The following is a 15,620-nucleotide window of genomic DNA, read 5'->3' as shown; positions in this document are numbered from 1 at the left end:
AACAGGCTTGCTGCAGGCCTGTCTGGCCGGTGCGGGACGATGAGCGAAGGCCTGGCGCGGGCGACCAATCTTGGTGGCGGCGCAGGCGAACTGGGGGCGGGTTCACTGCAAAACGCGCGGATTGTAACGAGTTTAAGCGCCCTTTGTCTTGCTGCGGCCTTAGCCGGGCCGGTGTTTGTGCCGGCGGCTGCCGCGTTCGAGATTTTCGGCATCAAGCTGTTTGAAGACCAGACGGAGGCGGATGCCGAGGCGGTGATTGCCGATCCGCAGCCCTATACGGTCGAGGTCACCGTCGCTGGCGAAGGGGAGGTGGAAAGCGCGGTACGCAATGCTTCGGCTCTCGTGGCCGATGCGGACGAGCCTGCTTCGGGTGCAGCCGGGTTGCTGGCCAAGGCGCGGGGCGATTACCGACGGATCATCGCCGCGCTTTATAATGAAGGTTATTACGGCGGCACGGTTCATGTCCTGGTGGCGGGGCGCGAAGCGAGCGATCTTGCGCCTGACGTGTCGCTGCCCGACCCGGTCGGGGTCGTTATTACGGTGGATCCCGGCCCGCTGTTCAACTTCAACCGGGTTGCAGTGGTCAACGAAGCGCCCTTGACCAGCGATCCCGCGGATCTGGTGGAGCTGCCCGAGGAGCGCGGCTTTGGGTCCGGTGAGGTGGCCAAGTCGAGCGTTATTCTCGCGGCTGAAAAACTAGCTATCGAGGCTTGGCAGCAGCAAGGCTACCCCAAGGCGCAGATTGGCAGCCGCGAGGTCGTGGCCGATCACGCGACACGCACGGTAGATGTGGCGATCACGGTGGATCCGGGCCGGCATGCCGGGTTTGGTGACATCACCGTATCGGGTACCGAGCGGATGGACCCCGAGTTCGTGCGCCGCCAGACCGGCATCGAAGTGGGTGAGGAATACGATCCCGATACGCTGGACCGGGCGCAAAAGCGCCTCGACCGGCTCGAAGTGTTCCGCTCGGCCCGGTTTGAAGCGGCCGAAGCGGTGGGCGCGGATGGTTTGCTGCCTTATCAATTGCTGGTGCAGGAGTTGCCGGGGCGCCGCTTTGGGGTGGGCGCCAGCTATTCCAGCATCGATGGGCTGGGAGTGGAAGGGTATCACCTTTGGCGCAACCTCTTCGGGCAGGCCGAGCGGCTGCGGCTCGATGCGCGCGTTGCGAGCATTGCTTATCCGGTGGAAACCGAAGAGTTCGATTATTTCTTTGGCGGCACCTTCACCAAGCCCGGGATCTGGACGCCCGATACGGATCTGGTGGCGGGGATTTCGGCCGAGCGGACGGTCAATCCAACCTATATCGAGACATCGGCGACCGGGCGGGTCGGGCTAACCCATATCTTCTCGGATCAACTGACCGTTGAAGGCGGTACGTTCTATGAGCGGGGCCGATACGAGGATGATTTCGGCACGCGCGATTTCTCGCTGCTCGGTGTTTATGCGGGCGCCGTTTACGATGCGCGCGACGACAAGGTCGATCCGACCGGGGGCTTTTACCTCGCGGGCAATGTCGAGCCGTTCTACGAGCTGAGCTATGGCAATGCGGCGGCACAACTGACGGCTGAAGGGCGCGCTTATTGGGGTTTTGGCGAGGACGAGCGGTTCGTTTTGGCCGGGCGGCTCAAGGGCGGATTGCTGGCAGGCCCGGACTTGGCGGAAATTCCGCCTGACCGGCTGTTCTTTGCCGGCGGTGGCGGCTCGGTGCGCGGCTATGGGTTCAAGTCCATCGGCGTTGAAGGCCCCGATGGGATTGTCACCGGTGGTCGCTATCTGCTGGAAGGCTCGATCGAAGCGCGCGCCAAGATTACCGATACGATCGGTGCCGTGGCGTTTCTCGACGGGGGCTATGTGGCCGCAGACGAATTCCCGGGCATTGATGACCTGCAATTGGGCGCGGGTCTCGGGTTGCGCTATTACACGGGCCTTGGGCCACTGCGGCTCGACGTGGCGGTGCCGCTCAACAAGCGGGACGAAGACCCTGACTACGCCATTTATGTCGGCATAGGACAAAGCTTTTGATGGCACTTTTCCCGTTCTTTCGGCGGCGGTTTGCGGCGCTTGTGGTTCTGGCGCTCGCGCTCCTGTTTGGCGCCACGGCGCTATCGCTGTCCCAGGACGGGGGCGAAGAAGAGCAGAAGAACTGGATCACCAATTTCGTGCAGGATCGGCTATCGACGCCTGAACGGCAGATCCGGCTGTCCAATATCGAAGGGGCGCTCGGCTCCAATGTGGTGATCCGCGAGATCACCATAGCCGATGCCGAGGGCGTATGGCTGCGCGTCAACAATGCGCGGCTGAACTGGAACCAGGGCGCGCTGCTGCTGGGGCGCCTGGAAGTGCGTTCGCTTGCAGCCGATTCCATCGAATACCTGCGCAATGCCATACCCAATGACCAGCTCGACCTGCCGGCCCCTGAGGCCGTGCCGTTCAGCGTGCCTGAATTTCCCGTCGCCATCACCATTGAGGAACTGGCTGTTCCGCGGGTGAGCTTTGGCGAGGACGTGTTTGGCCTGGCCTCCGAGATTTCGCTGGCCGGCGGGTTTACGCTCGCGGACGGCAATCTTGATGCGCAGCTCGATATTATCCGGCTCGACGGGCCGGGCGGAACGCTCGATCTCGATGTTGCCTATAGCAATGAAACCAGCAGCATCGAGCTGGCGCTCGCGCTGGTGGAGCCGGAAAACGGCGTGTTGGCCAATCTGTTGCGCATCGATGGGCGGCCGGCGGTGGAACTGCGGCTGACGGGGTCGGGCCCGGTGGCCGGGCTGCAAACGCAGCTGACGCTGGTTGCCAATGGGCAAACCGCGCTGTCGGGCGGCGCCCAGATCACCCAGACGGGTGAGGGCCACAATATCGACCTGGATGTGCGCGGGCCCCTCGCGACGCTGGTGGCCGAGCCCTACCGGCCCTTCTTTGGCGCTGAATCGGTGCTGTCGGCCGATGCGCTGGTGCGCTCGGAAGGCGGGTTGAGCATCAGTGGCTTGCGGCTGAGCGGCGGGCAATTGGCGCTGGAAGCTTCGGCGCAAACCACGCCAGACAATTTCCTGCGTGAGTTGGTGCTGCGCGCCAATATCGCGGACAGCACAGGCGCGCCGGTGACGCTGCCGGTGCCGGGCGCCGCAACTACGGTGCAATCGGCCGTGCTCGCAGTGGATTACGGGGTGGGCGACAGCGAGGACTGGAGTTCGAGCTTTTCGGTAACGCAATACGCGACCGAGGGCTTTGCAGCGGATACGCTGGCGTTCAATCTTGGTGGCGTTGCGGCCAATCTGTCCGACCCAGCCACTCGCCGCCTGACCTTTAATGGCGATGGCACGCTGGGCGGCATTGCAGCCTCACCTGAGGTGGAAGCGGCGCTGGGCGACGGCATCGGCGTTGGCATTGCGGGCCTATGGAATGCGGGCCAGCCCGTTGAGCTGGCCGAGTTGCGCGTTGTCGGGGAAGCGCTGACGGCGGCGCTGTCGGGCACGATTTCGGGCCTCGATTTTACCGGCGACATCGCGATCGAAACGGCCAGCATCGCGCCGTTTTCGGGACTGGCTGGGCGGGAGCTCGATGGCGGGCTGACGCTGCGGGCGACCGGCAGCGTCATGCCGGTGACCGGGGTGTTCACGCTCGAACTCGACGGCACCGGGCGCGATCTCCAGATCGATGACGAGTTGGCAGACAATCTGTTGCAGGGCGAGGTTGCCTTGTCCGGGTTGGTGGCGCGCACCGAGGCGGGGTTGACGGCCAAGGAATTCCGCATCGCCAACGAGCAGGTGCAGGTACTGGCGGACGGCACCTTCTCGTCCAGCGCGGCCGATTTCACCTTCAATCTCGGCTTGGCCGATCTGGCGCTGCTCTCGCCCGAAGCAACCGGCGCGCTCAGCGTCGTGGGCACCGCCAAGGGCCAGGAGGGGGTGATTGCGCTTGATCTTGACGCCACCATTCCCAGTGGCACGCTGGCCGGACGGCCCTTGCGCGAAGCGGCGCTGGGTTTTGCCGGGCAATACCAGGACGCGCGGCTCGCGGGCGCCGTTACCGGCACCGCGTTCGTTGACGGACACCGCTCGAGCCTCGGGGCCGATGTGGATGTGAATGCCGATACCCAGGCTCTACGCAACATTGCGTTCCAGACTGTGAGCGCGGAAATCACTGGCGGGCTGGTGCGCAATGTGGCCAGCGGGCTGATCGATGGTGATCTCGTGGTCGCGGCCCCTGATATTTCGGTGGCGGCAGCGCTGGCGCTGGTGGAAGCGCGCGGCGCGATCAATGCTCGGGCAGTGTTGTCGGGTGTTGATGGCAAGCAGAATGCCAGCGTCAATGGCGATGTCTCCGGCCTTCTGATCAACGATATCCAGGTAGGCGCCGCCGATTTTACCGCCGAGATCGGTGATCTCTTTGGAGTGCCGGCGGTTGATGGCCGGGTCAATGCGAGCACGGTCGCGGCAGCGGGGGTGACGATCCAGACCCTCGAGGCGACGGCGAACCAGACCGGCGACACCACTGCATTTGACGCACAGGCGCGGCTGGCGACGGGCACCGATGTGGACGTGGCGGGATCCCTGGCTCCGGTGGAGGGCGGCTATCGGCTGGCGCTAGATCGGGCGCAGCTGGCGCAAGGGGAACTTTCGGCGCGCCTGGCGCAGCCAACCGTGCTGCAGGTGAGTGGCAACAATGTTGCGCTGCAGGCCGTGCGCTTCGATGTTGGGTCGGGCTCGATCACAGCGACCGGCTCGGCCGGGGAGGTGCTCGACATTGCGCTCGAGGTCAATTCCCTGCCGCTGTCGATTGCCAACGCGGTGGCCCCGGATTTGGGCCTGGCGGGAACGCTCGATGGGCAGGCCCGCATTACCGGCAGCGGCAGCGATCCGCAGGTGCAGTTTACCGCACGCGGGGCGGGGATCAATGCAGCTGCGATCCGCGATTATGGGGTGGCCCCGCTGGCGCTGACCGCCGAAGGCGGTTTTGCCGGGGGCGTGGTGCGGCTTGGGTCGGTGCAGGCCAATGGCGCGGGCGGGTTGACCGTTTCGGGCAGCGGCAGCGTGCCGCTGGCGGGCGAGGGGCTCGATCTGCGCTTGCAGGGCGCGGCGCCGCTGACCCTGGCCAACCGCTTCGTCGCCGATCGCGGCGCGCAGTTGAGCGGCACGGTGCAACTTGACGCCCAGGTGAGGGGGAGCCTGCAGGCGCCGCAATTTGGCGGCTCGGTTTCCACCAGCAATGCGGGCTATGTCGATCCCGAGCTCAATCTGCGGCTGGTGGGGATCACCGGCTCGGCGAGCCTTTCGGGCACGCAGCTGGCGATCAATAGCCTTGGGGCGCAGCTCGCCACGGGGGGTACGATTTCGGCCTCCGGTACGGTGGGACTGACCGGTGGTTTCCCGGCCGATTTGCGGCTGGCGCTGCGTTCGGCCCGGTACGCCGATGGCGACCTGTTCGTGGCGACCGCATCGGGCGATCTGGCACTAACGGGCAATCTGACCGGTTCGCCTTTGCTGAGCGGCAATCTCCTCGTCGAGGAAGCCAATATCACCGTGCCCGAGAATTTCGGTGGCGGTGCGGCGCTGGTCGAGGTGGAGCATGTGCGCCCGCCGCGCGATGTGGCGCAAACCCTTGCCCGGGCGGAGGTGACCACCCGCGGCGGGGCACCGGTGCCGCGTACGCGGCCAGCCGGCGTCGTGCTTGATGTCAATGTCAACGCACCCAACCAGATCTTTGTGCGCGGCCGCGGGCTTGATGCTGAAGTGGGGGGCACGGTGCGGCTCACCGGACCGCTCAACGATATTCAGCCGGTGGGGGCGTTCGAGCTCAATCGCGGGCGGTTGAGCCTGTTGGGTCAGCGCATCGTGTTTGATAGCGGCATTGTCACGCTGGTGGGCGACCTGGACCCCGTGATCAATTTTGTCGCGAGCACCGAGGGCGACGACATTACGGTGTTCGTCACGGTCGCGGGCCGGGTGTCGGATGTCGAGGTGACCTTCACCTCCAATCCGGTGTTGCCGCAGGATGAAGTGCTGGCGCGGCTGATCTTCAAGCGCTCAATGGGCGAACTGTCGCCGCTGCAGTTGGCGCGGCTGGCGGGCGCGGCGGCCGAACTGATGGGCGGTGGCGGCGGGGGCCTCGTAGACTCCTTGCGCGGTGCTGCCGGGCTCGATGATCTCGATGTGGTCACCGATGCGGAAGGCAATGTGGCCGTGCAAGCCGGCACTTATATCCAGGACAATGTGTATCTGGGCGTGCAGGCTGGTGCCGGCGGGCAGAGCCGGGTGACGATCAATCTCGATGTGACCGACGACCTCAAGGTGACGGGCGCTGCTGGACAGAACGGCGAATCCGCACTCGGGGTGTATTACGAGAAGGATTATTGAGGGGGCTTGCCTGTGTTAGTTGGCCGAGCGATCTCGTAATGGGCCCCGGCTCAGAGCCGGGGTCGGGAAAGGTCGGTGCGTTGCTGAGGGCCCCCCCACCCGCACCCCCGTCCCCTTAAGGGGAGGGTTCGCCCTTAGCTTTGGTGCCGTGGCGGGCGTTAAATAGGGGCGCCCTCTGCAAGATCAGGATGGGCCCTGGCTCAAGGCCGGGGTGACAATCGCGGTTGAGGGCGGGTTCAATCCCTTGACCGATTGCTCTGCGGCGAGGGCCGGCTGTTGCCGGCCCGGTTTTTTGCTAGCGAGCACCGGCGGTTTTGGCTGCCTTGGCTTCGTCCCACCACCAGATGGTGGGGAAACCGCTGGAGAATTCGGGCAGGGGCTCGGGGTGGCTGAAGCGGTCCCAGTGCGCGATGCGCGAGGTGCGCAGGGAATAGGACGGCACCACGAAATGATGGGCAAGCAGCACCCGGTCGAGCGCCTTGGTGACGGCTTCCTGGGTGGCGCGGTCATCGGCGACCACAAGCTTGTCGATCAGGGCGTCGATGCCGGGATCGGCAATGCCGGCATAGTTCTGCGAGCCCTCTTCGTTGACCGTTGAGGAGCCGAAGAAGTAGCGCTGCTCGTTGCCCGGCGAGAAGGATTGCGGCCAGCCGGCATAGGTTACGTCGTAGTCGAAGGAGCGCAGGCGGTTGATGTATTGCGGGCTGTCGACGGTGCGCAGCGAGACGGCGACGCCGATCTGGGCGAGGTTGGTGACGAGGTTGGCGGCGACGGGCTCGATGGTGGGGCCGTTGAGCAGGATTTCAAAGCTCAGCTGCTGACCATTGGCATCGATGAGACGGTTGCCCTCGAGGCGATAGCCGGCTTCGGTGAGGAGGCCGAGCGCGGTACGCAGATTGGCGCGCAGCTTGGTTGGATCGCCGCCGACTGGATTGGTGTAGGGCTCGGTGAAGACGCTGGCGGGCACGAGGTCGCGCACGGATTCCAGCACTTCCAGTTCCTCGCCCTCTGGCAAGCCGGTGGAGCGAAAGGGCAGGCCGAAGAAGTAGCTGTCGACGCGCTCATACTGGCCATAAAACAGGGTGTTGCTCAGTTCCTCGAAGTTGAAGGCGTAGTTGAGGGCTTGGCGCACGCGCTGGTCCTGGAATTTTTCGCGACGCAGATTGGGCACAAAGCCGATCATGAGGCCGGAATTGGCATAATCCTGGGGGAAGAGTTCCTGGATGATGCGGCCCTGGGCGACGGCAGGGAAATCATAGGCGGTGGCCCAGCGGCGCGCGGAATTCTCGTTCCACCAATCGAACTGGTCGCCCTTGAAGGCCTCGAACTGCACGGTGAGATCGAGGAAGTACTCGATGCGGTATTCGTTGAAATTGTTCTGGCCGATCTGGGTCGGGTGGTCGGCGCCCCAGTAGTCGTCGACGCGGGTATAGGTGATGGTGCGGCCCGCATCGAAGCTGGCCAGGCGATAGGGGCCCGAGCCCAAGGGCGGCTCAAGGGTAGACTGGGCGATGTCGCGCTGCTTGCCATTGGCGTCGGTGCCCTCCCACCAGTGCTTGGGAAACACCTGTAATTGCCCGAGGATCAGCGGCAATTCGCGGTTGCCGGTCTGGTTGAAGGTGAAGGTCACCTCGCCGGGGGCGGTGACTTCGGCGCTTTCGATATTGGCATAGTACTGCATGCGGTCGGGATTGAGTTCGATGTTCTTTTCGAAGGTCCAGACCACGTCTTCGGCTGTGACCGGCTGGCCATCGTGCCAGCGCGCCTTGGGGTTCATCCGGAAGGTGACTGCACCGTAGTCTGGGGCGATCTGCAGGCTCTCGGCGAGCAGGCCGTAATAGGCGCTGACTTCATCAAGGGACGGGGTCAGCAGGGTTTCGAACAGCAGGCCGACGCCGTCGGCGGGCTCACCCTTGGGGAGGATTGGGTTGAAGGTATCGAAGCCGCCCAGACTGCCCAGCCGCACCGTGCCGGCCTTGGGCGCATCGACATTGACGTAATCGAAATGGGGGAATCCATCGGGGTATTTGGGCTCGCCTTCCATGATGAAGGATGAGGTCCAAACGCCAGTCGGGGTCTGGGCCCCGGCGGGCAGGGCAAGGCAGAACAGGGCCAGGGCGGTGGCAACAAGGGGCGCAAACTTCATCGGCTGGCTCCGGGCATGGGCAGAAACTTTGGTTGGATTCTAGGCTGGTTTGTCATGGGCCGACAGGGGCAGGCGGATCAAGATCACGCGTGTCAGTGGCGGCGATGTCGAAAGCGGCGGCCATAAGCGCGCGGGTATAGTCCGTCTGGGGCGCGGCAAAGACATCGACGGCGGCTCCACTTTCCACCACCTTGCCATTGCGCATGACGAGGAGGGTATTGGCGAGGGCGCGCACGACTTTAAGATCGTGGGAGATGAACAGATAGGTGAGGCCGCGCCGGGCCTGAATGTCGCGCAGGAGATCGACGATCTGGGCCTGGATGGAGACGTCGAGTGCGGAGGTCGGCTCGTCGAGCACCAAGAAGCGCGGCTCGAGCACGATGGCGCGCGCGATGGCAATGCGCTGGCGCTGGCCGCCCGAGAACTCGTGGGGATAGCGGAAGCGGGTGGCGGGCGAGAGGCCGACCTCCTCAAGCGCGCGGACGACGCGGCGGTCGCGCTCGGCGGCGTCGAGTTTTGGGGCGTGAACTTCGAGCCCTTCGCCGATGATGCGGTCAACGGAAAGGCGCGGACTGAGCGAGCCGAAAGGATCCTGAAAGACGATCTGCATGTCGGCGCGCAGTGGGCGCATGGCGCGCCAGGAGCGTTCGTGCACCTCGTTGCCGAGGACGACGATGCGGCCCTGCGAGGCGATGAGGCGGAGGAGGGCCAGACCCAGGGTGGATTTACCCGAGCCGCTTTCACCGACAACACCAAGGGTTTCGCCCTGGCGGATGGCCAGGTCGACCCCGTCCACTGCCTTGATGTGGCCGACAGTGCGGCGCAGCAAGCCACGCTTGATCGGAAACCAGACGCGCAGGTCCTTGGCTTCAAGCGCGATCGGTGCATCGGGGCGGGCCGGCGGCGGAGCGCCCTTGGGCTCGGCGGCGAGGAGGCGCTGGGTATAGGGGTGCTGGGGCGCAGAAAAGAGGGCTTTGACTGCGCCGGTTTCAACAATCTCGCCGGCCTGCATGACGCAGACCCGGTCGGCGATGCGGCGGACGATGCCGAGGTCATGGGTGATAAAGAGCATGGCCATGCCCAGCCGCGCCTGCAACTGCTTGAGGAGGGTCAGGATCTGCGCCTGGACGGTAACGTCGAGCGCGGTGGTGGGCTCGTCGGCGATCAGGAGGTCCGGCTCGTTGGCGAGGGCCATCGCGATCATCACGCGCTGGCGCTGGCCGCCCGAAAGCTGATGCGGATAGGAGGCGAGGCGACCGGCGGGATCGGGGATGCCGACCTGATCGAGCAGTTCCAGGGTGCGGGCGCGGGCAGCGTTGGGGCGCATGCCGCGGTGCACGGCGAGCACTTCCCCGATCTGGCGCTCGATGGTGTGCACGGGATTGAGGGAGCTCATCGGCTCCTGGAAGATCATGGAGATGCGATTGCCCCGCACGGAGCGGAGCTCGGCGGCGGAGGCGGAAACGAGGTCGGTATCCCCGAGCTGGATTTTTCCCGCAACGCTAGCGCTGGGCGGCAGGAGCTTGAGGATGGACAGGGCGGTGACGGATTTGCCCGAGCCGCTTTCACCGACAAGCGCCAGGGTTTCGCCTGGCGCGATATCAAAGGCGATGTTGTGGGCAGCATCGGCAGGGCCGAAGCTGATGGTGAGGTCGCGCACGGAGAGGAGAGGGGTCATGGGGTGGCCTCCTCATGGTGGTGATTGGTGGCTTGAGTGGTCGGATGGCGGGATGCCGGTGCTGGTTGCGGCCGCCGTGTTTCGTTGATGGCCCCCCTCCCTAGCCCTCCCCTCAAGGGGGAGGGGACCGCTCGTTTGGGCACCGGCGTATCAGCACACACGCCGAGTTTGCGGCGGGGCCTCAACCCCCACCCCGGCCCTCCCCTCAAGGGGGAGGGGGTGGAGCGAAGCTCACGGATATCGGTGGGGACAATGACTATCATGCCAGGGTCCGGCGAGGGTCAAAGGCGTCGCGGACGGCTTCGCCGATGAAGACGAGGAGGGTCATCATCAAGGCGATGGTGAAAAAGCCGGTGAGGCCGAGCCAGGGCGCCTGGAGGTTGTTCTTGCCCTGGGCAAGCAGTTCGCCCAGCGAGGGGGAGCCGGGGGGCAGGCCGAAGCCGAGGAAGTCCAGCGAGGTCAGGGTGGCGACGGAGCCCGAAAGAATAAAGGGCATGAAGGTCAGGGTCGCGACCATGGCATTGGGAAGGAGGTGGCGGATCATGATGGTCCAGTTGCCGACGCCAAGGGCGCGGGCGGCGGCGATATATTCAAAATTGCGGCCGCGCAGGAATTCGGCGCGCACGATGCCAACGAGCGCGACCCAAGAAAACAGCAAGAGAATGCCAAGCAGCACCCAGAAGCTTGGGGCTATGAAGCTCGAGATGATCAGCAGCAGATACAGGGCGGGGATCGAGGTCCAGATCTCGATGAAGCGCTGCATCAGGAGATCGGTCCAGCCGCCGAAATAGCCCTGCACCGCACCGGCGGCGACGCCGATGATGGAGGAAGCAATGGTCAGCACGAGACCGAAGAGGATGGAGATGCGAAAGCCATAGAGCAGGCGGGCGAGGACGTCGCGGCCGCGGTCGTCGGTGCCCAGCCAGTGGTAATTGCCCAGATTGCATTCGGGATCATCGACCCCCAGGGGATAGCGCGCGCAGTTTTCGGCGCGGTCCATGGTCCAGCTGGGCGCGACGGCGCCGGAATAGGGCAGGTAGCTGTCGACAGTGGCGTAGCTGAAGTGCACGGGCGGCCAGATTGCCCAGCCATTCGCCTTGATCTCGTCCGCAATGAAGGGATCGCGGTAATTAGTGACGGCAAGAAAGCCGCCGAACTGGGATTCGGGATAATCCACAAAGGCGGGGAAGAGCAGTTCGCCCTTGTAGGAGACGAGGATGGGCCTGTCATTGGCGATGAATTCAGAGCCCAGCGTGAGGATGAAGAGGACAAGGAAGATCCAAAGCGACCAGAAGCCCCGCCGGTTGGCGCGAAAATTGGCGAGGCGCCGCTTATTGATCGGCGACAGCCAGCGATTGTGGGGCGCCTCGAGCACGGCAGCTTGTTCGGCCATTTCGCTCATAGGCCGCGGCTTTCAAAGTCGATGCGGGGATCGACCCACATATAGGCGAGGTCGGAGAGGAGGCTGATCACGAGGCCGAGCAGGGAGAAGATATAAAGGGTGGCAAAGACCACAGGATAATCGCGGTTAGCGACGGACTGAAACCCGAGCAGGCCCAGCCCATCGAGCGAGAAGATGGTTTCGATGAGGAGCGAGCCGCCAAAGAAGGCGCCGACAAAGGCGCCCGGGAAGCTCGCGATAATCAGCATCATGGCGTTGCGGAAGACATGGCCATACAGCACCTGCCGTTCGGTCAGCCCCTTGGCGCGGGCCGTGGTGACATATTGCTTGCCGATCTCATCGAGAAACGAGTTCTTGGTGAGCAGGGTCGTCGTCGCAAAGGCTCCCAGAGCCATGGCGGTGATGGGCAAGACGAGGTGCCAGGCGTAATCAAGAATCTGGCGCCACCATGGGAAGTTCTCAAAGCCCGGCGAGGTCAGGCCGCGCAAGGGGAAGGCGGACCAGAAACTGCCGCCCGCGAAAAGGACGATCAGCGCGATGGCGATGAGAAAGCCGGGAATGGCGTAGCCCACGATGATGACGGTGGAGGTCCAGACATCGAAACGCGAGCCGTCGCTGATGGCCTTGCGGATGCCGAGGGGAATGGAGATGCCGTAGGAGATCAGCGTCATCCAGAGCCCGAGTGAAATGGAAACGGGCATTTTCTCGCGGATGAGGTCGATCACGGAGATGTCACGGAAATAGCTCTCGCCGAAATCAAAGCGGAGATAATTCCACAGCATGGTGCCGAAGCGCTCGAGCGGCGGCTTGTTAAAGCCGAACTGCTGCTCGATGCGGGCAACGAGTTCCGGCGGCAGGCCGCGTGAGCCACGATATACCGAGTTATTGCCGCCAGGATTGGCGCCGGGCTGGGCGGCGAAATCGCCACCTGCGCTGCCGGTGACGCGCTCGGCGATGGAGCTGTTCTGGCCGCTCAGATTGGCGAGCGCCTGCTCCACCGGGCCGCCCGGAGCGAACTGGACCACGAGAAACGAGATCGCCATGATGCCGAACACGGTCGGTATCATCAGCAGGAGGCGGCGAAGAATATAGGCGCCCATCAGATCTCCATGGCTGGCTGTGCCCGAGCAAAGCGCCGAAGCTGCCCATGTGCAAATCACCAGCAGGTGAAATGGCTTACCGACCACAGCAACACTTCCCCCGCAAGATGGCAAGTGCCGAGGCGGTGCTTTTGAGTTCGCTGCCGCTTCGGCGGGGCGGGGTTGCGGCGAGCGGGGATGAACGGCACAATCGCGGCAGCAACAAGGAGCCGGCGATGGCGTTCGAAACGATAGCCCAGGTCGAGGACCTGTCCCAGGCGCGGGTCCTGGTGGTGGCGCTGCGCGCGCATGGCTTTCATCCGCTCGAAGGCGGGGAAGGCGGATTGCCGGGCGTGCGGGGCCTGTTCGGGCCGCGCGGCGTGCCGGTGCAGGTGCCAGAAGAGGAGGCGGGGGACGCAACCCTTCTGGCGCGCGAGTTGTTGAAGGAAATGCAGGGGCCTTAAAACTGCCACATCAGTGAATGGTGGTCCACGCGAAGCGGGCGATTGTGTCACACCAGTGGTTTGGCTATAAGCGCGCCCATTGTTAACCTTTAGGCAGGCCTTCGGGCAGGAGCGACTTCATGGCGGCTTGGATGCGCGGATCGGTATCGGCAGCGGGTTTGGCGGCGGTGGCCCTTTTGATGGCCGGTTGCTCTTCAACCTCCAACACCGCAAATCTCAACACGATCGGCGCCCCGGCGCAGTTGCAGCCGGTGCAGCCTTCGAGCGTGCAGCAAAGCACGCTGCCGGCGCTGGGCGGCGCGACCGGCGCGCCCGCTCCCGGGCTGTCGGGTCAGCCCGTGTTGGGCGGCGTTCCCAGCACCCCTCCAGGCATGGCTGGGGGCGTTTCATCGCTGCCGCCGGTTGGTGCGTCCACCCAGACGGCTTCCAACAGCTCGTTTGTAACACTTGGGCCCAATGGCGCGGCGCCCGCTGCGTCTGGCGGCTTTACTGCCGGCCCCGAGGGCGTTTGGACCGTGCAGGCCGGGCCGACGCAGTGCCGGCTCAACCTGCCCATGACCGCCAAGACTGGCACCAGCTATTACCGCGCATCGGCGCCGGGCTGCGGCGTGCCGGGCCTTGCTTCGGTGGGCGGCTGGCAGCAGGTCGGCTCGCAGCTGCAGCTCTATGATGAGAATGGTAATATCGCAGCGTTCCTTGCACCGAGCGGCGGGCGCTATATCGGTACGCTGGGCGGCGGCCAAGCCATTTCCATGCAGCGCTGATCGCGCCTGACTTGCCAAGCCAGCCTGACCCATCCGCATCGTCCCAGTCGGGGCCGGTGAGCGCTGCTTATGCGGCGCTTGTCGCGCGTGGCGGTTTGAGCCGCGATCCCGCCCAGGAACAGGCGGCGGGATTACTGGACGGTATTGCCACTGCGCTCGACGCTTCGGCTTCCGGAGGCTTTCTGGCCCGGTGGCTCGACAAGCCGCAGCCCGTCAAGGGGCTCTACCTTTATGGCGAGGTGGGACGCGGCAAGACCATGCTGATGGATCTGTTCTACGAGGCGGTGGAAATCCCGCAGAAGCGGCGGGTGCATTTCCATGCCTTCATGGACGAGATCCACGCGGGCATTGCCGCGTTCCGCAAGCGCGCCAAGGCCAAGGGTGATGATAGCGATCCGGTGGAAGCGGTGGTGCGGCCCATCCTAAAGGGTGGGTTGCGGCTGTTGTGCCTCGATGAATTTCATGTGCACGATATCACCAATGCCATGCTGCTCAACCGGCTGTTTGAAAAGCTGTTTGCGGGCGGGGTGACGCTGGTGGCCACGTCCAATGTGGTGCCGGAGCGGCTGTATGAGAATGGGCTCAACCGCGAGTTGTTCTTGCCGTTCATTGCGTTGCTCAAACAGTACACGACGGTGGCGTCGCTCGACGCGGAGCAGGATTACCGGCGGCTCAAATTCGCTGGCCAGCAGGTATTTGCCTTCGGGACCGGGCCGGAAACCAAGGCGGCGATGGATCGGTTATGGTTGCGCCTGACCGGTGGCGAGGCGGGGCGGCCGACCACGATCCACAGCACCGGGCGCGAAATTGCCGTGCCGCTCGCGGCACGCGGCGCTGCCCGGTTCGGCTTTGCCGATCTCTGCGAGAAGCCCTTGGGTTCGCGCGACTTTGTGCGGATTGCACAGAGTTATGACGCCATGATCATTGATGGCGTGCCGCAGATGGACCGCACGAAGAGCGATGGGGCCAAACGTTTTATCCTGCTGATCGACAATCTTTATGACCGCGGCGTCAAGCTGGGCGCGAGCTTTGCGGTGCCGCTCGCCGAACTCGGACGGGATGATCGCACGGCGTTTGAGTTCGAGCGCACGATCTCGCGGCTGGTCGAAATGCAGTCGGAAGAATACCTAGGCAAGGCGCTGCGCGACGTCGGGGTGGCCGAGCACTGAGATGGAACGCATCATGATCATTGGTGCGCCGGGTGCGGGAAAGACATGGTTGGCAGGCCAAATTTCGGCCAAGCTCGGGTTGCCGGTGATCTCGGTTGACCAATTTGTGCATGACAGGGGTGGCAAGCTTCGGCCTGCTGATACCATCGACCAAGATGTCCGGGCTGCGGCAGAGCTGCCGCGCTGGATTATCGAGGGCGGTAATACCCGAACCTATGGGGACAGAGTTGCCCGTGCAGACTGCGTGATCCGCCTCAAGCTGCCGCGATTGCTGCGGCTGTGGCGGCTGTGGCGCCGTGAGGGCGTTAACCTTGGCCTGTGGCGCAGCGCCTGGAGCTATGAGCGCGTGTTCGGAGACAGGGACGAAGCGGTGCTTAGCGCAGCCGGTGGCACCCCGGTATATGATCTTCGATCAGCGGCTGCGGTGCAGGGTTTTCTGCGCATCCTTCCATGCCCGCTCGGCATGGGGGCTTCCCCCATGGGCAAGGGATGAGGGGGAGTTTAGACGAAGGGTTCACTTGCCCCTGTTGCGCGACAGGGTTAAGAGGTGCGCCAATTCAAC

At 64.3% G+C, this 15,620-nt stretch carries 10 protein-coding genes; 6 read left to right on the top strand and 4 right to left on the bottom strand.

Going from position 1 to position 15,620, the window contains the following annotated elements; genetic code table 11:
• Positions 1-39 precede the first annotated feature (39 nt).
• Both AC3YOG_RS13590 and AC3YOG_RS13585 read left to right on the top strand, forming a co-directional pair.
• A complete protein-coding gene (locus tag AC3YOG_RS13590) occupies positions 40-2,025 on the top strand; it encodes an autotransporter assembly complex protein TamA (RefSeq protein ID WP_489935459.1) in 1,986 nt (661 codons plus the stop codon).
• Positions 2,025-6,356, top strand: coding sequence for a translocation/assembly module TamB domain-containing protein (locus AC3YOG_RS13585; protein ID WP_489935458.1), 4,332 nt, complete (start codon positions 2,025-2,027; stop codon positions 6,354-6,356). Before AC3YOG_RS13590 ends, AC3YOG_RS13585 begins: the two co-directional genes overlap by 1 nt.
• Positions 6,357-6,651: 295 nt before the next feature.
• Here AC3YOG_RS13585 and AC3YOG_RS13580 read toward each other — a convergent pair whose 3' ends face one another.
• The 4 genes from AC3YOG_RS13580 to AC3YOG_RS13565 form a co-directional block, all read right to left on the bottom strand.
• Positions 6,652-8,502 carry an extracellular solute-binding protein gene (locus AC3YOG_RS13580; protein ID WP_489935457.1) on the bottom strand — a complete coding sequence of 617 codons (1,851 nt, stop codon included), beginning with the start codon at positions 8,500-8,502 and terminating at the stop codon, positions 6,652-6,654.
• A 52-nt stretch (positions 8,503-8,554) separates the two neighbouring features.
• A complete protein-coding gene (locus AC3YOG_RS13575) occupies positions 8,555-10,180 on the bottom strand; it encodes an ABC transporter ATP-binding protein (RefSeq protein ID WP_489935456.1) in 1,626 nt (541 codons plus the stop codon).
• Positions 10,181-10,439: 259 nt separating this feature from the next.
• The gene (locus AC3YOG_RS13570) at positions 10,440-11,582 is read right to left on the bottom strand and encodes an ABC transporter permease (protein ID WP_489935455.1); all 1,143 of its coding nucleotides are present in this window, start codon (positions 11,580-11,582) and stop codon (positions 10,440-10,442) included.
• Positions 11,579-12,682: a microcin C ABC transporter permease YejB gene (locus AC3YOG_RS13565; protein ID WP_489935454.1), complete on the bottom strand. Its 1,104-nt coding sequence runs from the start codon at positions 12,680-12,682 to the stop codon at positions 11,579-11,581. The genes AC3YOG_RS13570 and AC3YOG_RS13565 overlap by 4 nt, the downstream gene beginning before the upstream one ends.
• A 71-nt stretch (positions 12,683-12,753) precedes the next feature.
• On the opposite strand from AC3YOG_RS13565, the gene AC3YOG_RS13560 reads away from it, so the two are divergent.
• From AC3YOG_RS13560 to AC3YOG_RS13545, 4 genes are all read left to right on the top strand, one after another.
• Entirely contained in the window at positions 12,754-13,125 is a 372-nt protein-coding gene (locus AC3YOG_RS13560) for a hypothetical protein (protein WP_489935453.1), read from the top strand.
• A 119-nt stretch (positions 13,126-13,244) separates the two neighbouring features.
• Positions 13,245-13,889, top strand: coding sequence for an AprI/Inh family metalloprotease inhibitor (locus AC3YOG_RS13555; RefSeq protein ID WP_127753816.1), 645 nt, complete (start codon positions 13,245-13,247; stop codon positions 13,887-13,889).
• Positions 13,890-13,945: 56 nt separating this feature from the next.
• Positions 13,946-15,058: a cell division protein ZapE gene (zapE, locus tag AC3YOG_RS13550; protein WP_489935452.1), complete on the top strand. Its 1,113-nt coding sequence runs from the start codon at positions 13,946-13,948 to the stop codon at positions 15,056-15,058.
• A 1-nt stretch (position 15,059) separates the two neighbouring features.
• Positions 15,060-15,551 carry a P-loop NTPase family protein gene (locus AC3YOG_RS13545; RefSeq protein WP_489935451.1) on the top strand — a complete coding sequence of 164 codons (492 nt, stop codon included), beginning with the start codon at positions 15,060-15,062 and terminating at the stop codon, positions 15,549-15,551.
• The last annotated feature ends 69 nt before the right edge of the window (positions 15,552-15,620 follow it).

It is taken from the genome of Devosia sp. Z6_126 (assembly GCF_058133495.1).
Note: the sequence above shows the minus strand (reverse complement) of the source record. Positions and strands in the feature narration are given on the sequence as shown.